Here is a 21,414-nt window from a genome sequence, read left to right on the forward strand (position 1 = left end):
ATAAATAAAAAGCCGGATTGGGTATTACCGGCTTATTATAAAATTAATAAGTATCTGTAATTGTTTTAAGTAAGTTAGAATCAGCAAGGTCAGAAGGAGCAACCACTTTTTCGTCAAGCGGAATTTCGTTTCCATATCTCTCCTGTAAAATGGGTTGAATCCTCGGATCTGTCAAATTAAAATCTTTCAATAATTTCGTTTGGCACAATTCTATTCCAGCGCCATTTTTGTATACTTTCCAGATTAATTCAGAGCAATAAATACGATTGTCCGTCCATTCAAAATAAGCATCGTATTCTTTTCCTACAAGCGATTTTCCGTAATTTTTCATCTTCAGCAGTGCATCAGTAGTTAGTGCGCTCGTATCTTTAAGCCTTTTGATCACATATTTAGAATCTCTGCCGTGTTGAATCCATTGTTCCAGGGGAGTAGTTTTTACAGGCTGAACAGCTTCAAAAACCATCCAGCGGCCATTTTCTTTAAAGATAATACCACAATGCGAAAATTTAGAATTCGTAGCAATTCGTACCGCCTCACATTGTTTCGATTCTGAAGTTTGAAAGATCAGATCTCCCTCTTTGATATTAGACGCAGCATTTGCCTCTACCTTATTTCCGGTAAACGGATTATTAGGGAATACCTTTATGGCAACAAAAAGAGCACATCCAAAACTCAGGATAAACGTAGTAATTGGAAATAGATATTTAGTCTTCATTAATTATGTTTTTAAAGTACTTTGAAGTACAAAGTAAATAATAAAAAAAATAGCTGCCAAATAAAATGACAGCTATTTTTAAATATATTTTAAAGCCTGGATTAGATTCTAAAAATCCCTCCCACAGCAATAATTTTCTGAAAGAAAAAGAAATCCTGAGAAGCTTTATCATCACTGCTTAAAGTAGTTCTAATGTCCTGCATGTTGATGTAACCGCCTTTTAACTCTCCTTGAATGTAGAAGTGTTTAAAAAAAGTAACGTTTAAACCTGCTTTTGCAGAAACTCCGTAACCCGAGATATGAAAATCATCATGACGATCTTTACCCAAAAGCGTTGTATTTGTTTTAGGGTATAAAACTCCAGCGCCTAAACCTTCTGTTAAGTTAATCTGAACCTTATCAATATTTGGCAGACTAAACAATTTCGAAATATCGTCAAATCTAGAAACCTCTGTATTAATGTAATTCAAACCATCTGTATGCTCATAAATTAAAAAAGGAGTACCGCCTGTAGAAGAACCGCCGCCTTCCATAGCACCACCTTGAGACATGTCTACAGGTCTGTTATTATACACTCCATTGTAAATAGAACCAGCCTGATCTGCAGGTAAATTGATGTTTCCTGTAACATTTGCTGTCTGATTTTGTGTCATTACATATTTCATATGGTCCACACCAATTGTTACACTGTAATGATCGCTAAAGAAATAACCCAATCTCAAATTGGTCTGAGGAATGGTCATATTAGCCGGATTAATATAATCAACATGCCAGCCTTTTGGTTTGTCATGAGCTTTCATATTATCAACAGTAAAGTTGTAATCCTTACCTCTAAAATTCACATCAGAATCCGAGTAAGTTTCTCTATTCCCGCCCCACATTACAAAGAATTTACCTTTATTATGTGCAGCATATTTTTGTACTGGTATTTCTTCCTGAGCAAAAGTGTTTAATGAAACACAAGTCAGAAAGAAAAATAAAATTTTTGTTTTCAAAGAACTTAAGTATTATAAATTAAAAGGCGTTTACTGTTTTTCTAATAGCAACTAACTTATTCATTAAACCTTCAAAATAGTCTAAATGAAGCATATTAGCGCCATCACTTTTTGCATTAGCAGGATCAAAATGCGTTTCGATAAAAATACCGTCTACACCAACTGCAATCCCTGCTTTTGCAACTGTTTCGATCATATCTGGTCTACCGCCGGTTACACCCGCAGTTTGGTTTGGTTGTTGTAAAGAATGCGTTACGTCTAGTACTGTCGAAGCATATTGCTGCATAGTAGGAATTCCTCTAAAGTCAACAATCATATCTTGGTAGCCAAACATAGTACCGCGATCTGTAACCATAACATTCTCGTTATGACAGTCTAATACTTTTTGAACAGCATGTTTCATGCTTTCAGGACTCATAAATTGTCCTTTTTTCAAGTTTACTACTTTTCCAGTATTTGCAGCAGCAACAACCAAATCGGTCTGGCGTACTAAGAAAGCCGGAATTTGTAAAACATCAACATATTGCGCTGCCATGGCAACATCTTCGTTAGTATGAATATCCGTAACAGTCGGAACGTGAAAAGTTTCTGAAACTTTTCTTAAGATTTTTAATGCTTTTTCGTCACCAATTCCAGAAAAACTATCGATTCTAGAACGGTTCGCTTTTTTAAAAGATCCTTTAAAAACATAAGGAATCTGAAGATTGTCGGTAATACCAACTAATTTTTCAGCAATTCTAAGTGCCATTTCTTCTCCTTCGATAGCGCAAGGCCCCGCCAATAAAAAGAAATTTCCGCTTTCAGTATGCTTGATTTGTGGAATATTGTGTATGTTCATTGTATGAAATTTTGGTAGTGCAAAGGTAGTTATGATTTATGAATACCAGATGAAGATTTAAGAATTATTTATGAAGCTATTCCTGCTATTCGCTTCAATCTTTTTCTCTAAAACCCTTTTTTCTTGATCCTTGCAGGAGCTTCCGCTGGTCGCTCTGCAACGACCAGAAAAAACAGGTTTTCTCAAAAAAGGATTTCCGCTCCTATCAGGGCTAGGGCTGAGGTGGAATTAAGAAAAATTAAGTTAACTTTTTATAAAAAATAAGGAACCAGATAAAACCGCTAAAAAATAAAATATTAGCAGAAGAATTTATCCAAATTATAAGTTGAATTTGTTTTATAAAACTATCAGGAGCAGCAGAATGAAAGTTGAGCAGATTGTACAGATTTATTTTGCTTAATAAAACAGCCGGCAGTATAATAGAACAATGAATTACAAAATTTTTAAGCTCAATTTCTTTTTTAATTTTGGAAAGTTTCCAATAGCGAAAAGTAGTGATCGCTAAGAATAAAAACTTTAGAAGATCTAAAATTAGTTTTCCTCCTTCAAGGTCAGTGTGCCATCCAGGAACTATTGATGATAAAAAATCAGATTGTAAGTAAACAATATAATACGGGAATAGAAGCAGTAAAAATGCTGCAAATACAACCAGAATAGAATTTACTTTAATCATAATTTATTTTAACGCGGCTTTCTTATCGCGGTATCTTTTAATAAAAAACTGTACCGTAATAGTAATCAAAAGTAAAACTGCAAATAGAAAATTTAAAGCCACAATTCCTAACATTATTAAACCGCATTTGTTTCCATATTCTGAATTCGCATTTACATTCTCAGAAGCGATATAAACCGAAAGGATCGATAAAGGAATTTGTAAAATAATTGTAAGCAGGGAAACATATCCAAACTTTAAATTTGTAGTTTCTCTGATCGCTTTATTTCCCCAAATAATCTGAATCAAAAATGGAATTACAAGTAATACAAAAGGCGATGTTCCGTACATTTTTATTAGTTCTTTTATTGTAGTACTATTGTTTCAGTCTCAATCCCATCGGAACCATCAAAACTCCTTTTTCATAAACATTTAAATACAAGATAACCGGCTTTTTCTGACCTTCCCATTTTAGTTCGTACACATTAAGAAATCCGGCGCCCATATTGCTTCTTTTGGTCGGGAACGGACAGCAGGTTTCTAATCTTGTAAACGTAATTTTTTCGCCGTTTGGTCCTGCCAGAGCATTTAAGAAACGGGTTTCATTTAAAGCCTCGTTGTTTGTGTTTTGAAAAAATATATTAATCGGATAATCAGGATCGTAACCGTACTTTTTATCCTTAGAAAATTGTGTAATGGCAAAAGTGTTGTCTTTTTTTAATATTAAATCAGGTGCATTATCGTCCACATTTTTTAAAGTTGATTTGGTGCTGACACAAGAAGCTGCGGTTAATGCTAAAAAAAGAACTAAGATTATTTTTTTCATGATTTCTGGTTATTGGTATTCGACTACTTGCTGTATTTTTTTTGGATTCAGTTTTAAAATACCAACTACAATCAGATATTGTGCCAGAAGATACGTTGTCATAATAAAAAACGAGCTTTTTGGTATTGGAGTATGAAATTTATTCACCGCCAGAATACTATCTGAAATGACAAAAAATAAAGCACCCAAAAAGACCCATTTACTGCCCGGCCTTTCCCAAAGCAAGAATCCATTAAAAGCAAACAGAAGCATTATCGAAATAACGGTGGCATATACCGCAACTGGTATTTCAAGATTTCCTAAGTAAGGCATTAAAACAGTCACCATTCCGATTAAATAAACTGCAATTAAGATACTTCCGATAACAAAAAAAGTTTTATTTCTTTTTTTGCTAATGCGGTTTTGTCTGTTGAAAAGGATACAATAGATAAGATGTGCCGTTAAAAAAGAAATCAGACCTAAAATAAAGTAAATTTCTCCTAAATCTGTAAATAACAAAATAACATCTCCAATCCAAGAAAATAGAAGCGCCGCCAACAGCGTGTTTTGTGAGGGAAACTTTCTGTAAAAATAAGCTCCAAATCCAAGAACAGGAATCAGAATTGGTTTTAAAAACAAATCCAAATTCTCATCAGCTGTAAGCAGCACGATGAGATATACAATGCAGCAAACTGCATAAATTTTAAAAAAGGAAGAATTTCTCATAATAGGGGTTATGAAGTTATATATTGGGTTTGGTTGGTTTTAAAATCGATTGCAGCAAAATAAACTGCCGCTAAAAATGATAAGCAGGCATAAGCTAAAACAATATAATTGCTTAGAAAAAAAACTTTATTTAAGCCAAACCAATCACCATAAAAAATGATAATTGAAATAGCAGATACCAAACGAATTCCTTCCCATAGAACAGCAAACCTGCTTTTGTCCATTAACTCTGCACAGCTATATACAGTTGCAAAAATATAAAAACCGTAAATAAAAATAGCAGGAAGGCCGATTTTAGCAATATTGTCAAACAAATAACTCACAAACAGCAGTGTAATCAAGACCTGCAATACGGACCAATAAACTAATTTTGGAGAATTCTGAATGCCGTATTTTTCAAAATCGTAAACATTTTCGATTTTATGTACCGGATATTTCTCTTCAAAGTTCTCTGGACGCCAGCCAGTTGGTCTAAACCAAATAGTGAGTTTATCGCTCCATTTTGGTGCCCGCCAAGCATCTTTGATCAATAAACTTAAATGCTGAAAATTGATTTTTATCGGATTCCAGGTATGGGCAGGTCTCGTAATGCCAAAAACAGGCGGAACGGCATCTAATTCTTCCTGAAAAGTGCCGAAAAGTTTGTCCCAAAAAATAAAAATCTGCGAATGATTTTTGTCTAAATATTCGGGGTTAATAGCGTGATGCACACGATGGTGCGATGGAGTAACCAAAATATGCTCTACAAAACCCATTTTTTTAATATGCTTGGTATGGTACCAAAACTGTAAAAACAAATGAAGCGGAAGTGTTATTGCAATTACAGAAGCAGGAACGCCCAGCAAAGCAGCGGGAATTAATAAAAAGGTAAATAAATTAACCAAACTCGCGATAGGCTGACGTAGGGCACAGGCCAGATTAAACTCTTCGCTGCTGTGATGAATGGCATGTTTATTCCATAAAAAATTAATTTGATGTGCCAATCGATGGCTCCAATATCCGTAGAAATCAATTACAAAAAAGGCAATGAAATAGGAGAGCACACTTGGCTCTAGGTGCTGAAAAGCGATTTTAGAAACCAGCCATTCGTAGGAAATAAAAGTAATGCTCAGTCCCAAAACATCCTTAACAGAATTGGTAATCCCAGAACTGATACTGGAAACGCTGTCGATTAATGGTGCGGTATCATTCTTTTTATAGATGCCGTAAAGTTTCTCGATTATGATCAAAACCAGAAAAACAGGCATTGCGATAATTAATATTTTTCCATACTCTTCCATAAAAAAACATTCTATTTGATGTCAAATATAAAATAAAATAGAATGCCTCTTGAATTATTTGCAATTAAGCCGTTTAGAATATGTTATTTATATAAATTTAAAATTGGTAGAAATTAAAAAGCATTCAATTTCATTCCAATAAAGAATAAAATTGAATGCCTTTACATTATTTTCAATTAAACGATCTCTGCGCTAAGTCCAGCTTCTAAAAGTTGTGTACATTGAGGTTTTAATTTGTCAATCGGACCTGTTTTTACAGTGCATTTTCCGTTGTAGTGAACAATTAAAGAACATTGCTCAGCTTGTTCGGCTGTGTGGCTGCACACTCGCATAAGAGTATCAATTACATGATCAAAAGTATTTACATCATCATTGTAGACGATAATCTCGTTATTAAAAGCGACAGCTTCTTTCTCGCGAACTTTTTCTCTTACTTTTTCTTTAGTACTCATATCTTTATAAGTTTTTGTACTGAATAATCAGTATCTAATTTACGTATTTTAGTGATACCCAGTTATTTCTTTGAAGTTTTTTAACATAAGTTAATCCTTTTTCAACGCAGGAAGCGTCAATAAACGGAATATCTTCTTCATAAAAACCGCTAAAAAGAATAATCCCTTTTGGATTTAAAGAATCAACATAAGCCTGCATGTCATTCAATAAAATATTTCTGTTGATATTGGCAATAATCAAATCGTATTTTTTACCCGCTAATAAAGCTGCATCGCCCTCATAAACGCTGATTTGTTTGCAATTATTGCGTTCTGCATTTTCGATAGAGTTGAGGTAGCACCAATTGTCAATATCAATAGCATCAATAGGAGCAGCGCCTTTCATTTCGGCTAAAATAGCTAGAATAGCAGTACCGCAGCCCATGTCAAGAGTTTTTAAACCGTTAACATCCATTTCAAGCAAATGCTGAATCATCATATGTGTAGTTTCATGATGCCCTGTTCCAAAACTCATTTTCGGTTCGATTACAATATCAAACTCAGCGTCTGTTTTTGGATGAAAAGGAGCACGAACGTGACATTTTCCGTCCACATCAATCGGTTCAAAATTCTTTTCCCATTCCTCATTCCAATTAACTTGATCGATTTCTTCAATTGTATAGCTAATTTTAAACTCTTCAGATTGTAAAATATAAATATCGTCCAGAATATTTTCGTCCCATAAATCCTTCTTCACAAAAGCAGAAATTCCGTTCTCTGATTCTGTAAAACTTTCAAATGCTTTTTCGCCTAGTTCTGCAACTAAAATTTCAGAACCCAGATCTTTTGGTTCAATTGTAAAATGATATCCTAAATATATATTCGACATAAATAATTTTTTTGCAAAGGTATGAATAGAAAGTAAAAGTTTTTAATTTTTTAAACCATATAAGTGATATAAGTAAATATAAATTTGAGCAGCAGTAATTACTGTAATAATTGACAGCACATATAAAAAAAGACCATAAAAAAAGCGTTCAAAGAACGCTTTTTTTATGGTAAAATCTAAAATCTATCCCGTCCCGAGGTTTCGGGATCGGGACTAAAATCTAAAATTAGATAGCAGTTACAATTGCTAAGAAATCATCAGCTTTTAAAGCTGCACCTCCAATTAAACCTCCGTCTACGTCTGGTTTACCAAAAATTTCTTTAGCATTTTCTGGTTTTACAGAACCACCGTATAAGATAGAAACTTCGTCTGCGATTTCTGCTCCAAAAGCTTTACGAATTGTTTCTCTGATAAATTCGTGCATTTCCTGAGCTTGTTCCGGCGAAGCAGTTTCTCCAGTTCCAATAGCCCATACAGGTTCGTAAGCCAATACAATTTTTGACCAAGATTCTTTTGCAATATGGAAAACTCCGTCGCGCAATTGGTTTTCTACAATATTGAAATGGTTGTCAGATTGACGGTCTTTTAATTCTTCTCCAAAACAAAAGATAACAGTCATATCATGTTTTAAAGCAGTATCAACTTTGTTTGCGATTAAAGCATCTGTTTCGTGAAAAATAGCTCTGCGCTCAGAGTGACCTAGAATTACAGTGTTTACACCAATGCTTGTTAACATATCTGCAGAAATTTCTCCTGTAAAAGCACCGCCTTCAGCTTGGTGAACATTTTGAGCAGCAACACCAATTGTTGTGTTTTTTACTTTTGCAACAGCAGCTTGTAAGTTTACAAATGTTGGAGCCACAATAACTTGTGCATTTGTTTGAGCAGGTATTTTTGTAATTAATTCACTTAATAATTCTTCTGTCTGTGCAGCATTTTTATGCATTTTCCAGTTTCCTGCAACAATCTTTTTTCTCATTTTGGTAGTTTTTTATTTTTTATTTTTATTGAAGTAAAGTCAAAAATGAATTCTTTTTTGACATTGCTATTTTATCAAAAATTATTTTAAACCTTGTAAAGTTTCATTGATTTTATCAAAATCAGTTTCTATCGCACGGTATAAAACAATTTTTCCTGTTTTGTCTACAATAATGTATCTCGGAATCCAGTCTAAGTCAATTGCTTTTCCAAAAAGTCCTTTCATTCCGTCATTCATCATAAAATGATCGCCTTTTAATTCGTGTTTTTCGATTCCTGCTTTCCATTTATCAGCTGTTTTATCAGCCGAAATAAATAAGTAAGATACACTTGGATTGTTAGCCTGAAGTTCTTTTAATTTTGGCATTGCTTTTACACAATCCCCGCACCAAGAAGCCCAAACCTCGATTACCAAAGTTTTTCCCTTATATTTTTTTAAAATGTTTTTAAAAGTTGTCTGACTATCGTCAGTTCCTAAAAGTTTTTCAGACAAAGCTTCTTTAGAGAAAGTGGTTTTCTGAGCCTGAGAACATGAAAATGTAATAAATGCAATTACAATTAAAGCAATTTGTTTCATATAGTAAATTATAATAAGTTTTTGGTAAGTACCGAATTCACAAAGTTAAGCAAACAAATTGAATGCTAAATGGAGATTAACAAAATTTGAAGAGTCTTCTATTTTGTAACAAAACGAAGATTTTGGGTTAAAAAATGACGAATGAAATCGTAATAGTAGGTTGAAAATCCTTCGATTTTTAAAATGAATCTTTTTCAGAGGATAAAAAAAGGTCAAAATTTTAGTTTTTTGATATTTTTTTTGATGAAAAAAACGTCTGATGAAATGCTAATTCAGCTCAAATTTCCACTTGCCCATTTCTTACTTGGAGCAATCCAATTATCTGCGGATTAATTAAAAAAAACCGTGTTTTAAAACCGCATTTAATTCGATTTTATTGAAATGATTTATTTTGAGTTTTACTGGATTTGCTGATTAAATCGAAACAAACTGCGTAATGTAACCGTCTTTTAAAGTCCCGATTACGTTTAGTCTACAACCAATGGTTGCGGCTCATTGTTATAAAAGCTTAAAACTTCCTGCGCATCCTTTTTAGAAAGATATTGTAAATCGGAGTTTTTAATAGCTTCTTCAGAACTCATCATCGAACGGGATAAAATCAGTTTAAAAACTTCTTTCTTTTCTTCTAAGTTTATTTTGTTTTTTCTAAGATAACCTTTGTAAGCATTTGCCATCTGCATCCATATTTCAATTTCAACATCAGGATGCAAGTCTCTTTTAAAATTGGTTATAGTTTGTTCTAAAGTGCTTTTGTCCACTTCTTCAAAAGTTTTGTGAATCTTTTTTATTTTTTTAATTTGTTCCGAAGTCAGATCCGAAACAACTTCATTTATTCGGATATTATCAGGATCAATTTTATCAGTTTTCTGATTGCAGGATATAAATAGAAAAATAAATAGGATATAAGCGTAATATTTCTTTCCTGTAAGATGATTGAAAAGCATTATTATAAAAGGAAAGGATACAAAAGCCATCCAGATTAAAAATTGTTTGGGAACAATTTGGTAGTAATAATTTAAAAAGAAAATTGTGCCAATAAAGATAATACAAAATAAAGAATGCAATGGAGATACCTGCTGATCTGAATAGCGATAAATATGATCATCTTTGAGTTCTCTCACTTTTTTGAAATATTTTGAATTAAAAAATTTCCCCGGACGCGGTAAAAAGCGAAATAACATGATGAAGTTTTGTATAATATAAATACTTGAAATCCCTAATAGGAAATATTGCAGACCAAGGTAAAGTATTTGCAGTAAGTTTTCGATACTTTCAACTGGTTCAGCCTGATCAATAAAATGAAGATTATCCAAAGCAAAAAGGAACATAATTATAGAACTCCAGATGCTTAGAGTAAGCTTGTGGGTATCAGATAAATGAGTTTTGGTAAAGGCATGAAAAATCGAATATAACGAAAATAGTAAGCCAATTACCAATAATATCTGAATGAAAATATTGTCAGTACTAATAAGTCCAGAATCTACCACCCAATAAATTACAGCTATAGATTGAAGCAGCGTTATTCCTTCGGTTAATTTTGGGATTATTCTATACTTGTAAAATAGAAGCGAAAAAATGAAATATAGTACAAGAAAAATAGGAGGCCAAATTTGAATACTATAATTAAAAACGACAGTAATGCCTTGTCTGTTGTGTGTATCTGCATTATTCACAAAGTTTAAAAATGCAAAGGCAATAAAAAAAGACACAAAACCGATAATTACTACGAGAATCCATCTACTGGTAATTCTTTTACTTTCAAAAATTACTCCAGCCATCAGTGCTATAATGTTAACTGGAATTAAATGACTGCCAGAAGTTGCTTTGATATAAGTGTCATAAACGACGTAAGTAAGCAATGCAAATACAAATAAAAAGAGTAGTGGGTTTGAAAAAAATTGTCTGCTTAATGCTCTCGATATCTTTGAAATCATGGTTATAGCGTTTGCTTTGGATGTGGTATTTATTTTGCTGCTAAAAAAAGCGCCAATATATCTAAAAAAATTAGAAATATTGGCGCCCTATATTTAATCTCAATTATTTTTAAAGACCATAAGCAACATCAGACAATTTTAAATCGTCAGTATCGTTATAATGTACTTTTTGAACTACAGTTCCTTTATGCAGTACTACAATACTTGGATTTGCTCTTTCGATTGTTTTTAGAGTGGTAGCATCGCAGAAATAAAAATCAGCATCTAAGTTGTATTGTTTTTTTGCTTTTGCAATTTCATCTGCTCCAGATGCTGTCATTGCAATTACTTTGTAACCTTTTGCTTTAGCATCCTGACTTACTTTTGCTAATTTTTGCATTCCTTCTGGATTTGATTTAGTTAAATCATAAGTTACAAAAACAACTAATTTTGGTTCTTGAAGCAATTCTTCCTTATAATCAGAATCGTCTTTTGTCATGGTAAAATCGTGAATAGGAGGAACGTAACCTTCTGTGATCACTTTGTCTTTACGATCAACAAAAACAGCACCTTCTGGAATATTCATTAAGTCCTTTTCTGTAAATTCTTTATCCACTCCGTTTACTTTGTAGATAAAAATCATTTCTACAACCGATTTTGGTGCACCTTCTGGAATTTCCATTCCTTTTTCGATATTATTTCCAACTTTAAAAGGACGGAAATCTTTGATCGGATTATGGTTTAAAACCCAAACAGCCATAAAAACGCACAATGCAATGCTGATAAAAGTAATGATATTGGTTACCGCCTTTGAAAATAAAGGTTTAACTAACTTTTTATTAATAAATAAAATCAAAATAAAGAAGAGTAAAACAATATCTTTTGTAAATGACTGCCAAGGTGTTAAGTGTAAGGCATCTCCAAAGCATCCGCAATCTTTTACTACATCAAAATAAGCAGAGTAGAAGGTAAGGAATGTGAAGAAAACGATTAATAGTAATAAAGCCCATATTGTCAGTTTTGATTTGTAACCAACCAAAAGCATTACACCTAATACAACTTCTAAAATCACTAAAAAGATTGCTAAGCCCAAAGCCAAAGGCTCTAAGAACGGCATATTAAAAACAGGTTCGCTAAAATATTCAGCGAGTTTATAAGAGAAACCAACAGGATCATTCAGTTTAATTAATCCAGAAATGATAAAAAGTACACCGACAAATAATCGGGAAAATTGAGTAATGATGTTTTTCATGAGGAAATGTTTAAAATTAAATTCCTCCCGACAGCTATCGGGACCAAATTCCAAAGTTTAATATTGGAATTTGGAATTTATTTTTTGGAATTTCTATTTATTGATGGGGTTTAAAATTAAAGCAAAAACAGAATAATTAATCATATCCTGATAATTGGCATCAATGCCTTCAGAAACGATTGTTTTCCCTTTGTTGTCTTCAATTTGTTTGACGCGAAGGATTTTCTGAAGGATCAGATCAGTTAAAGAACTTACACGCATATCGCGCCAAGCCTCGCCATAATCATGGTTTTTAGCCTCCATTAATTCTTTCGTAAGTTTTACTTTAGCATCATACAATTCCGTTGCTTTTTCGACGTCAAGATCGGGTTGTTCTACCACTCCTAATTCTAACTGAATCAAAGCCATGATCGAATAATTGATAATTCCGATAAATTCTCCTTTTTCATCTTCATCAACCTTACGGATTTCATTTTCCTGTAAACTTCTGATTCTTTGTGCTTTTATGAAAATCTGATCTGTCAAAGAAGGCAGGCGTAAAATTCTCCATGCACTGCCGTAATCCGTCATTTTATTGATAAACAAGGTGCGGCAAACCGTAATTACATTATCAAATTCTAAGGAAGTATTCTTCATTTATATGCTGTATATTTGCTAAAATTTCTTCAAAAATAGGGATTATATTAAATAGTTTCAAGTTTAAGGTTTTCTTTGTTTCAAGTTTTTTCTAAACAAAGTGTTAACGGTGATTACCTGAAACTATCAAAAGGTTTCAAGTTTCAGGTTTTTTTAGTTTCAAGTTGAAGAGCTTGCGTAATCTGCATTAAACTAAAACTATTCAAAGGGTTTCAAGTTTCAGGTTATCATAGTTTCAAGTTGAAGAGCTGTTGTAAACTGCATTAACCTGAAATGATTAAATAAAAAGTTTCACGTTTCAAGTTATCTTAGTTTCAAGTTCAGGAGCTTGCGTAACGAATATTAACCTGAAACCTGAAACCTGAAACTTGAAACCTGAAAAAAAATAAAAATAAAAACATATGTTGATTAACTGCAAAGGCGAACTTATAGATTTATCGATTCCTAAAGTAATGGGAATTCTGAATGTTACTCCCAATTCTTTTTTTGACGGAGGAAAATATAAAAACGAATCAGAAATTATTTCTCAGGTTGATAAAATGCTTTCTGAAGGAGCTGCTTTTATTGATATCGGAGCTTATTCGAGTAAACCAAGTGCCGAATTCGTGTCTGAACAAGAAGAAATTGACCGAATTGTTCCTGCAATCGAATTGATTTTAAAACATTTTCCAGAAACTTTATTATCAATCGATACCTTTAGAGCTGAAGTGGCGAAAGCAAGCATTGAAAGCGGTGCCGCGATTATTAATGATATTGCTGCAGGAGAGTTAGACGACAAAATGTTTGAGGTTATTGCAAAATACAATGTACCGTACATTATGATGCACATGCGTGGTAATCCGCAGACGATGCAGAGTCTGACGCAGTATGAAGATATAGTAAAAGAAATGCTTTTTTATTTTTCTGAAAAAGTTAAAAAAGCAAGAGCTTTAGGAATTAACGATTTGATTCTAGATCCAGGTTTTGGATTCGCTAAAACAACTGAGCAAAATTTTGAAGTGATGCAGAAAATGGAACTTTTTAATGTTTTAGAATTACCTGTTTTGGTGGGGATTTCGAGAAAATCAATGATTTATAAAACATTAAATACTACGCCGCAAGAAGCTTTAAACGGAACAACATTTCTAAATACAATTGCGTTAACAAAAGGAGCAAAGATCCTTCGAGTTCACGATGTGAAAGAAGCGGTGGAATGTGTGGCTTTGTTTAATAAAATGAGTTTTACTAATTAACTATGAGAATGAAGAAAAAATACTATTTTTTAGCAGTCCTATATTTTTTATTTAATTTTAGTTTTGGACAAGTTCCGCCACCTCCGCCACCTAAAAAAATAAATAAATCAGATAAAATTTACGGAGATTATTCTCAAAAGAAAGACAAGAAGCAGAAAACTAAAAATACAGTTAGTAAAATTGAAATTGTAGAAGTTACTAATGATAATTTTAATGATGAGGTAACAAAAAAAAGTATTCCGGAATTTAAAATTTCCATAGACGAATCAACAGATATAAAATCAATTTATTACTTCAAAAATGTTGAATCATTATTAAGTAAATTAGATACGCTTGTGTCTGCTGAACAAATAATAAGTTTGACAAAATATAAAATACATTCTAAAACCATAAATCCAACGTATTTAGATAATTTGGCTAGTAAAGCATACAAGTTAAATGAAGCCAAAAAATATATTGAAGCCATCGATGTGTGTAAAGAGATTCTTAAACAAAGTCCGAATAACATAACCGGACATAAAGAAAGTGCATACGCATACAAGCGTCTTGAAAATATGGATATGGCTAACCAACATTTTTTAATGATGGTTAAAATAATACAATCAGTATTTAAATATGGAGATGGAAGCCGTAATAAACCTTTTATTTTGAATAATTTTTATGAAGGATTGTCGATTTATGAAGCAAAATTCGGCTGTTTTCCAAGTAAAACGAGATTAATTCTAACTTCAGAAAAAATGCTTTTAGGAGGTTATGACTGTTTTCATATAATGCGTTTTTCAAATTTGACACATTGGTTTCCAATGCTGAAAGATGGAGATTATAAAGTGGAATAGAATTTACTATAAAAATTGTTTTTATGAAATACTTAATTATACTTTTAACTCTTTTGTTTTTCTCCTGCGGAAAAAAAGAAGACGTTTTACTTCCAAAATCAAATGTTTCTATTGTAAAAGATGTACAGGATCTTTCGCCTATTTATATTTTCTTTAAAACCGAAGGAAAAGATACTATTGCCGATTTAAATCGAAAAAACAGCATAATATCAACCAATTGGATTTTGAATATTGACAAACGACTGCCCTTAAAATTGGTTATTCCAGAAGTGATTAAACTGCAGGAAAAGAAACGCGGAGACAGCGCTCATAAAAACGAAAATGCCGAAAATTACTATTCTTATGCAGATTCTGTTGGAAAGAATTTAGCTTTTGTTCCTTTCACGAAAGTGTATTATAAATTGGAAAGACCTGACAAAGGGAATTTCGTGGTTTATTTTGCGAAAGGAAAGCAGCAGGTTTTTATGGGGAATAAGGAAATTAAAATATCAGAAATACTAAAATATTTTTATAGTATAAAATTTGAAAAAGTACCAAATTTAGTATTTGTATTTGATAAAAACATGAGTTATGAAGAATACATTCAGTACAAAATTCTACTGCAAAAAGAGGTGACTTATAATCTAGACAGGCTTCCAGTAGAATTTATCTTGTAAACTTGAAACCTGAAACTTGAAACCTGAAACTTGAAACTTGAACTTTGAAACAAACAAAACCTGAAACAAAAGAAAAGACTATTGATGATGATAAGGTTCGTTTCGTAAAATCGTAAAACCGCGGTACAATTGTTCGATAAAAAACAAACGAACCATTTGGTGTGAAAACGTCATTAGCGAAAGCGAAACTTTTCCCTGTGCTTTTTTGTAAACCGTTTCAGAAAATCCGTAAGGACCGCCGATTACGAAAACCAAAGTTTTAACACCTGAATTCATTTTCTTTTGCAGTTCTTCTGAGAAACCGACGCTTGAGAAGTTTTTTCCGTTTTCGTCTAATAAAATTAATTGGTCTGTTGCAGAAAGTTTAGATAGGATGAGTTCGCCTTCTTTTTCCTTTTGCTGACTTTCAGATAAGTTTTTTACGTTTTTGATGTCTGGAATAATTTCCAAATCAAATTTGATGTAAAACGACAAACGTTTGGTATAATCGTCAATCAAAGTCTGCAATGACTTGTTATCTGTTTTGCCTATGGCGATGAGTTTGATATTCATTGGTTTAGTTTTTTTGCCACCAATTGCTCGAATTAGCACAAATTTATTTTAAATAATAGAGACATAGTTTCTCTTTGTCTTTAAAGGCGTTCGCTTATTGTAATACACATAGCTATGTTTTTAAAGCTTTATACCTGTGTTTCTATGTGTTTAATTGTTTATACAAAGAAATTTACTTTTTTTTATTTTCAAAAACCGTTTCAAAATGTTCTACAACAGGAAACGGTTCGTAATAATGATGTAAAATCTTTTTCCATTCCAAATAAGCTTCAGAAGTTCTAAAACCCACTGTGTGATCTTCCAACGTATTCCAATTAACCAATAAAAGATATTTGTTTTCGACTTCCAGACATTTTTCTAAACGATGTCCCAAATAACCTTCAATAGATGAAATGTACTGGCTTGCTTTTGCAAAATCAGCTTCAAATTGAGGAGCTGATTCTGGCTTTACGAAAAGAAATACTGCTTCTAGAATCATATTGTAAACGGTTTTTCGCGCAGATTTGGTAGATTTAAGCAGATTTGTTTTTGCTATTTCTAATGAAAATCTCTTTTAATCAGCTTAAATCTTTTTAAAATCTGCGTGAAATATTTCTTATAGATTATTTAATTTTTAGAAAACTTCGCTTCAAAGGTCTTAAATCTATTATCCAGATCTTTAATTAATTGTTTTTTAACTCCTGCATCTTGAATAAAACTATAATTTATACTGTTGTAAACGTATTGTTTTATAGTCGCATACGAAACATCAGGATATCTTTTGGCTAACAAAACATATTGTTCGGTCATATTGCTTCTTAAAATACCCGCGTCGTCTGTACTGATTACAATTGGAACATTAAATTCTTTATAAAGTGTAAACGGATGACGGTTTTCTTTTACCTTCAAAATGAATTCGTTACTCACTAAATTAATCTCAATCGGAATATTATTTTTAGCCATGTATTTTAATAAATCATAAGAATTAGCTTCGTAAGCAATATCTACTCCATGACCAATTCTGTTTGCGCCAGCGACATAAATGGCGTCATTAATGTGCCAGGTCAATTCTTCGGGCTGTACCAAACCTAATGTCAATTCGCCCGCGTGAAGCGTGTATTTTACATCAGGAAACTTAGAATGGCAGTATTTGAACATCACCATGTGAAGCCAGTAATCTTTCATCGAATTTTCGCCGTGTTCTGGAGAAACGATATTTACGCCCGCTGTCAGTTTACTTTCGCTTGACGAAATAAAAGCGATAGTCAAATTTTTAAATAAATCAACCGGCTCCATAAAACGAAGCACAAAGTTTTGATAACGCATGGTAAAACGTTCATCGTCTATTTTTAAGTCCTTGTGAAGTTTTGCTAAGAAATTGGTATTGAAATCTTCTGCATATTTTTTAGCGTCTTTTTTCTGAAGCGCTTTATACAATTCGTCTAATAATTTTAAAACCGTTTTTTCGTCTTTTTGAATAGAAGCCTGACGAAGTTTTGTGTTGAAATCATTCAAATCTGAAACACTCATATCGCATGGAATTGTTGATAATTGTGTTTCGATATACGATACATTTTCGGCAAGGGCACGTTTTTTTAATTCCAGCATTCCTTCTGCGAAATGACCTGCAATTGTAGATTCAAATTTCATAAAAGAATCAAAAAACAAATCATCAGAAGGGACAGAACCGTTATAATCTTTTGCAGACCAGGTTTGTATAATCTGCTGTTGGTAAAAATCTAATTTACCGTCTTTTTTTAGAGAAGAAAAAGTCTGCCAATTGCCATTTGCGGGTTTGGTTTTGGAGACTGCCATAGTTTCAATATTCAGATAAAAGTCTTGTGCAATTGCTCTTTCTAAAAGCGGTTCGGCATAAACAGATCCTGAAAAATGGTGGTGTAAATCGCCTCCTTTTGGCATTTGTTGAAAAAAAGCGGTTAAGAGAGCTTCATTATTTCTGATTTTTTCTAAATAACTTTCAGCCGATTGAGTAAAGCCGATTTGTGTTATTAAAAAACAGAAAATTGTAATTATTCTTGTCATACTCTAAGATTAAATTACGCGCAAATATACGAGTTTCTGCGGAAATTTGAAAATTTGTTTTTAAAGAGGCAGAGGTTCAAAGGAGCAAAGGGACAAAGTTTAATAGACGTGAATGAGATTGTAAAAAAGAAAAGACGAACAAAAGTCCGTCTCAGTATTATAAATTATAAGGTATTTCGAGAAACCTCTGAACCTTTGTAACTTTGTTTCTTTGCCTCTTATTAAGAAAGCACATCACGTATTTCCTCTACTTTATCAAAAACACTTTTTGCAAAAGGACAAAGCGGAATAATTTTTACATTGTTTTTTCGGGCAAATTCTACAGTGGCCATAAGTAATTTTTTGCCGACACCTTTTCCCGCAAAATCCTCGCTGACTTCAGTATGATCGATGATGAATTGAGAATCTCCTGCCCAGGTGTAGGTCATTTGTCCGGCTTGTTTTCCGTCTTCTACGGCTTCAAAATACCCTTTTTTAGTGTCGTTTATTTGTTGGATTTCCATTATGTTTTTTTTAGATTAAAGTGGTTTTAATTTCGATTGAATGGGTTAAGGTTTTGTGAATCGGACAGCTGTTTGCAATGGTTTCTAATCTTTGTCGCTGCGTCTCATCAACTTCGCCGATTACTTCAATTTTTCTGGTAAAAACGGATACATTTCGATCAGAATCCCTTTCAAAATCTATTTTTACATTTATTTCTGATACTTCCCATTGTTTTCGGTTAATGTACATGCGTAAAGTAATTACGGTACACGAAGCCAATGATGCTGCCAGAAGCTCTGTCGGATTTAAACCTAAATTTTTACCGCCTAATTCCTGCGGTTCATCAGAAATTAAGATATTTTCAGATGCTGATTGTATTTCGGTGCGATACAAACGGGTATCTATTTTTGCTGAAACGGTATCCATAATTATTTGATTCTTGGTTCTGGTAAAGGAACAAATTCAGTTTCGCCTGGAACTTTAGGAAAAGTCTGCGCGGTCCAGTCTTGTTTTGCTTTTTCGATTAATTCTTTGTCAGATGAAACAAAATTCCAAAAAATAAAATGCTCTTCAGGAAAAGGTTGTCCTCCAAAAATATAAACAGTAGAATTTGCTTCAATTTCAAATTCGCATAATGTACTGTCGTTTGTAATCAAGATTTGTTTAGGATCGTAAACATGTTCACCGCTTTTGATGCTTCCTTCTAAGATGTACAAACCGCTTTCGCCAAATAAATGGTTTCCAATATTGATTTTTTGCGTCGTCGGACTTTTAATTTCAATAAAATACAACGGACTATAAACGGGAACGGGAGATTTTTTTCCAAAAGCTTCTCCGGCAATCAACTTATATGAAACACCATTTTCTTCCCACTGCGGAATGTCCTGTGCTTCTACATGCGTAAAGTTCGGATCCATTTGTTCCAATTCTTTTGGCAATGCCACCCAAATCTGCAGACCGTGAAGCATTTTGTCTGAATGTCTTAAATATTCTGGCGTTCTTTCAGAATGAACGATTCCTTTTCCGGCTGTCATCCAGTTGACAGCGCCAGGTTTTATTTCTAATTCTGTTCCCAAACTATCGCGGTGCATGATGCTTCCTTCAAATAAAAAAGTCAAAGTCGAAAGTCCGATATGCGGGTGCGGCGGTACATCCATATTTTGATACTCATTTAAATGTGCAGGACCCATATGATCGATAAATACAAAGGGACCAACGGCTCTTTTTTCGCGGAAAGGCAATAAACGGCCTACCATAAAATTGCCAATGTTGGCAGCGCGTTCTTCGATAATTAAACTGATGTTTGACATGTGGTATTTTTTAGTTGAAACAAAATTATAGCAGTTGTGTTTTACTGTTGCTTAATTTAGATTAAGAAAGTTGTTTTTGGTATTATTTATAAAAGTAATGAAAATGTATGTTTTTTCAAATACACCTATTTTATTTAGAATTCTCCTCCTATTTTGTCATTTCGACGAAGGAGAAATCTTCGTGAGAAACTCGACAAAGATTGAAGATTTAGATTGAAGATTTAGATTGCGGAGCTGCTTGCGAAGATTTCTCCTTCGTCGAAATGACAAACAGGGTGATTGAATCATATGTATTATTAAAAATCATATATTTAATCAATCAATTCAAACTCTAAAACCTCACTTTCAGTTCCATTTATGATAATCGATAATTGATGCATTCCAGTATGAAAAACACGAGTGGTAATTAATTTAAAAGACTGGTTTCTTTCAATCTTTGTTAATTGATTTGGCTGGTATGTTTTTTCACTGATTTTAAATACTTTTTTTGCCAAATGCCCTTTTGCTTTTTTGTAATGAACAGCGTATTCTAGACGAATCGTTTTAGGCTCTTCGTTTTTGTTATTTAAATGAAAATGAAACTGCAGATAATCTCCAATCTTTACTTTTTGGGTTTTAATTTCGAATGAGGAAAGTTCAATATTGGTGCTTTCTAAACCATAATGACTTAAAATTTCCGGATGTCCTTGTTTTAATAAAGTGCGGCAGCCATGTTTGATAATTCCGTCCGTTTCTTTAGTACGACCTTTCCATCTTTTTGCAATTTCCAAAACAATTTCCGGATTGTCTTTGGAAATATCATTTAGATTATTGGCTACACTTCTGCGAACATATTCTGAAGGATCATTTTTTAGGTTTTCTAAAATCGGAAGTATAGAAGAGGGATCTTTTTTAAGAAACGGAATCGCCATTGCCCACGGTAGTCTCGGGCGCGAACCTTCGCTGGCTAAACGTCGGACATGATGATTTTCATGTAACGACCATTTGCTCATTTCGGAGATCATTTTTTCTTTGTATTTTAGAATAAAAGGACGAACCGCAAACTCACAGCTTATAAATTGTGTTATAGAAACAAAAGCTTTCGCCGAAGTTTCAAAATCGTCTAAACCGTAGACTTCAACATAATCAGCAAAGAAAATGAAAGCTAGATTGCTGTCTGCAAAATTGTTTTTTCTGAGGTTTTTAATGATTTTATCAATTAAAGCGGCGGCTTCGGGAAAATTTTGAGGCATAAATTGATGCAAAACCACCGTGGTGTGTTTCATTCGCTCTTTCCATTCTTTTTGAGCAAAATCGCCTTCGTAAATAGTTTCGATAAATTTTTGTTTGTCGAATGCTGGGTAAACTTCGGCGACAGCCTGACCAAATTTTTCGTAAAAGGAAACCGAATAAATATCTTTAATTAATCCCATGATTTTGTTTGAATGAACCTCAAAGATATTTAATGTTTTTATTTTTTTTAATCATTGAGGCATTAAGTTTAGTAAGATTTTGAGCTTGTTTTTTTTTGGATGGTCATTCTGGAAGTATATTGAGTTTACTAATAAAATGAAAGCCTGATTTTTCTTAATATCTTAATAGTAGAAAAAATAGTATTAACTGTTTTAAATGATTTTTCATGTTAATTGAATTTTCA

The 21,414-nt window shown here is 32.9% G+C and carries 25 protein-coding genes; 3 read left to right on the plus strand and 22 right to left on the minus strand.

All coding sequences use genetic code 11. The features are described 5' to 3' along the window. Positions 1-43 precede the first annotated feature (43 nt). From C4F50_RS03895 to C4F50_RS03965, 15 genes are all read right to left on the minus strand, one after another. Positions 44-715 carry a YiiX family permuted papain-like enzyme gene (locus C4F50_RS03895; RefSeq protein ID WP_193845109.1) on the minus strand — a complete coding sequence of 224 codons (672 nt, stop codon included), beginning with the start codon at positions 713-715 and terminating at the stop codon, positions 44-46. 101 nt (positions 716-816) lie between these two features. Further along, positions 817-1,710 carry a hypothetical protein gene (locus tag C4F50_RS03900; protein WP_193845110.1) on the minus strand — a complete coding sequence of 298 codons (894 nt, stop codon included), beginning with the start codon at positions 1,708-1,710 and terminating at the stop codon, positions 817-819. A gap of 19 nt (positions 1,711-1,729) precedes the next feature. After that, positions 1,730-2,548, minus strand: coding sequence for a 3-deoxy-8-phosphooctulonate synthase (kdsA, locus tag C4F50_RS03905; RefSeq protein ID WP_193845111.1), 819 nt, complete (start codon positions 2,546-2,548; stop codon positions 1,730-1,732). A 238-nt stretch (positions 2,549-2,786) separates the two neighbouring features. Beyond that, a complete protein-coding gene (locus tag C4F50_RS03910; protein WP_193845112.1) occupies positions 2,787-3,221 on the minus strand; it encodes a hypothetical protein in 435 nt (144 codons plus the stop codon). 3 nt (positions 3,222-3,224) lie between these two features. Further along, a complete protein-coding gene (locus C4F50_RS03915; RefSeq protein ID WP_193845113.1) occupies positions 3,225-3,551 on the minus strand; it encodes a hypothetical protein in 327 nt (108 codons plus the stop codon). 25 nt (positions 3,552-3,576) lie between these two features. Beyond that, complete coding sequence (locus C4F50_RS03920; RefSeq protein WP_193845114.1) at positions 3,577-4,026, minus strand: 2-dehydro-3-deoxyphosphooctonate aldolase; 450 nt, start codon at positions 4,024-4,026, stop codon at positions 3,577-3,579. Positions 4,027-4,035: 9 nt separating this feature from the next. After that, positions 4,036-4,731 carry a lysoplasmalogenase gene (locus tag C4F50_RS03925; protein WP_193845115.1) on the minus strand — a complete coding sequence of 232 codons (696 nt, stop codon included), beginning with the start codon at positions 4,729-4,731 and terminating at the stop codon, positions 4,036-4,038. 8 nt (positions 4,732-4,739) lie between these two features. Next, a complete protein-coding gene (locus C4F50_RS03930) occupies positions 4,740-6,011 on the minus strand; it encodes a sterol desaturase family protein (RefSeq protein ID WP_193845116.1) in 1,272 nt (423 codons plus the stop codon). A gap of 176 nt (positions 6,012-6,187) precedes the next feature. Next, positions 6,188-6,463 (minus strand): ATP-dependent Clp protease adaptor ClpS, encoded by a 276-nt coding sequence (locus tag C4F50_RS03935; RefSeq protein ID WP_193845117.1) that lies wholly within the window; start codon positions 6,461-6,463, stop codon positions 6,188-6,190. A 34-nt stretch (positions 6,464-6,497) separates the two neighbouring features. After that, a complete protein-coding gene (gene prmA, locus C4F50_RS03940) occupies positions 6,498-7,331 on the minus strand; it encodes a 50S ribosomal protein L11 methyltransferase (protein ID WP_193845118.1) in 834 nt (277 codons plus the stop codon). Between the two features lie 226 nt (positions 7,332-7,557). Then, positions 7,558-8,310, minus strand: a complete 753-nt coding sequence (gene tpiA / locus C4F50_RS03945; protein WP_193845119.1) for a triose-phosphate isomerase — start codon at positions 8,308-8,310, stop codon at positions 7,558-7,560. An 81-nt stretch (positions 8,311-8,391) separates the two neighbouring features. Next, complete coding sequence (locus C4F50_RS03950) at positions 8,392-8,886, minus strand: TlpA family protein disulfide reductase (RefSeq protein ID WP_193845120.1); 495 nt, start codon at positions 8,884-8,886, stop codon at positions 8,392-8,394. A 467-nt stretch (positions 8,887-9,353) separates the two neighbouring features. Next, positions 9,354-10,820: a hypothetical protein gene (locus tag C4F50_RS03955; protein WP_193845121.1), complete on the minus strand. Its 1,467-nt coding sequence runs from the start codon at positions 10,818-10,820 to the stop codon at positions 9,354-9,356. 109 nt (positions 10,821-10,929) lie between these two features. Next, a complete protein-coding gene (locus C4F50_RS03960) occupies positions 10,930-12,051 on the minus strand; it encodes a BT_3928 family protein (protein ID WP_193845122.1) in 1,122 nt (373 codons plus the stop codon). Between the two features lie 93 nt (positions 12,052-12,144). After that, entirely contained in the window at positions 12,145-12,687 is a 543-nt protein-coding gene (locus C4F50_RS03965; protein ID WP_193845123.1) for a DUF1599 domain-containing protein, read from the minus strand. Between the two features lie 401 nt (positions 12,688-13,088). Between C4F50_RS03965 and folP the strand changes: the two genes are divergently transcribed. From folP to C4F50_RS03980, 3 genes are read left to right on the plus strand one after another with little or no spacing between them, the layout of a single operon-like run. Continuing rightward, complete coding sequence (gene folP / locus C4F50_RS03970) at positions 13,089-13,919, plus strand: dihydropteroate synthase (RefSeq protein WP_193845124.1); 831 nt, start codon at positions 13,089-13,091, stop codon at positions 13,917-13,919. Between the two features lie 8 nt (positions 13,920-13,927). Continuing rightward, the gene (locus C4F50_RS03975) at positions 13,928-14,755 is read left to right on the plus strand and encodes a hypothetical protein (RefSeq protein ID WP_193845125.1); all 828 of its coding nucleotides are present in this window, start codon (positions 13,928-13,930) and stop codon (positions 14,753-14,755) included. Between the two features lie 23 nt (positions 14,756-14,778). Continuing rightward, a complete protein-coding gene (locus C4F50_RS03980) occupies positions 14,779-15,411 on the plus strand; it encodes a hypothetical protein (protein WP_193845126.1) in 633 nt (210 codons plus the stop codon). Positions 15,412-15,489: 78 nt separating this feature from the next. Here the strand turns inward: C4F50_RS03980 and rlmH are convergent, their stop codons facing one another. The 7 genes from rlmH to C4F50_RS04015 all read right to left on the minus strand — a co-directional run bounded on the left by rlmH (position 15,490) and on the right by C4F50_RS04015 (position 21,190). Next, positions 15,490-15,963, minus strand: a complete 474-nt coding sequence (gene rlmH, locus C4F50_RS03985; protein WP_026729408.1) for a 23S rRNA (pseudouridine(1915)-N(3))-methyltransferase RlmH — start codon at positions 15,961-15,963, stop codon at positions 15,490-15,492. Positions 15,964-16,135: 172 nt separating this feature from the next. Beyond that, positions 16,136-16,441, minus strand: a complete 306-nt coding sequence (locus tag C4F50_RS03990) for an antibiotic biosynthesis monooxygenase family protein (protein ID WP_193845127.1) — start codon at positions 16,439-16,441, stop codon at positions 16,136-16,138. 128 nt (positions 16,442-16,569) lie between these two features. Continuing rightward, positions 16,570-17,985: an amidohydrolase family protein gene (locus tag C4F50_RS03995; RefSeq protein WP_193845128.1), complete on the minus strand. Its 1,416-nt coding sequence runs from the start codon at positions 17,983-17,985 to the stop codon at positions 16,570-16,572. A 221-nt stretch (positions 17,986-18,206) separates the two neighbouring features. Then, the gene (locus C4F50_RS04000) at positions 18,207-18,488 is read right to left on the minus strand and encodes a GNAT family N-acetyltransferase (RefSeq protein ID WP_193845129.1); all 282 of its coding nucleotides are present in this window, start codon (positions 18,486-18,488) and stop codon (positions 18,207-18,209) included. Positions 18,489-18,498: 10 nt separating this feature from the next. Further along, positions 18,499-18,894, minus strand: a complete 396-nt coding sequence (locus C4F50_RS04005) for an OsmC family protein (RefSeq protein ID WP_193845130.1) — start codon at positions 18,892-18,894, stop codon at positions 18,499-18,501. Between the two features lie 2 nt (positions 18,895-18,896). Beyond that, positions 18,897-19,778: a pirin family protein gene (locus tag C4F50_RS04010; RefSeq protein WP_193845131.1), complete on the minus strand. Its 882-nt coding sequence runs from the start codon at positions 19,776-19,778 to the stop codon at positions 18,897-18,899. A 311-nt stretch (positions 19,779-20,089) separates the two neighbouring features. Next, positions 20,090-21,190, minus strand: coding sequence for a DNA alkylation repair protein (locus C4F50_RS04015; RefSeq protein ID WP_193845132.1), 1,101 nt, complete (start codon positions 21,188-21,190; stop codon positions 20,090-20,092). Positions 21,191-21,414: the final 224 nt, after the last annotated feature.

It is taken from the genome of Flavobacterium hungaricum (assembly GCF_015182285.1).
GTDB lineage: Bacteria > Bacteroidota > Bacteroidia > Flavobacteriales > Flavobacteriaceae > Flavobacterium > Flavobacterium hungaricum.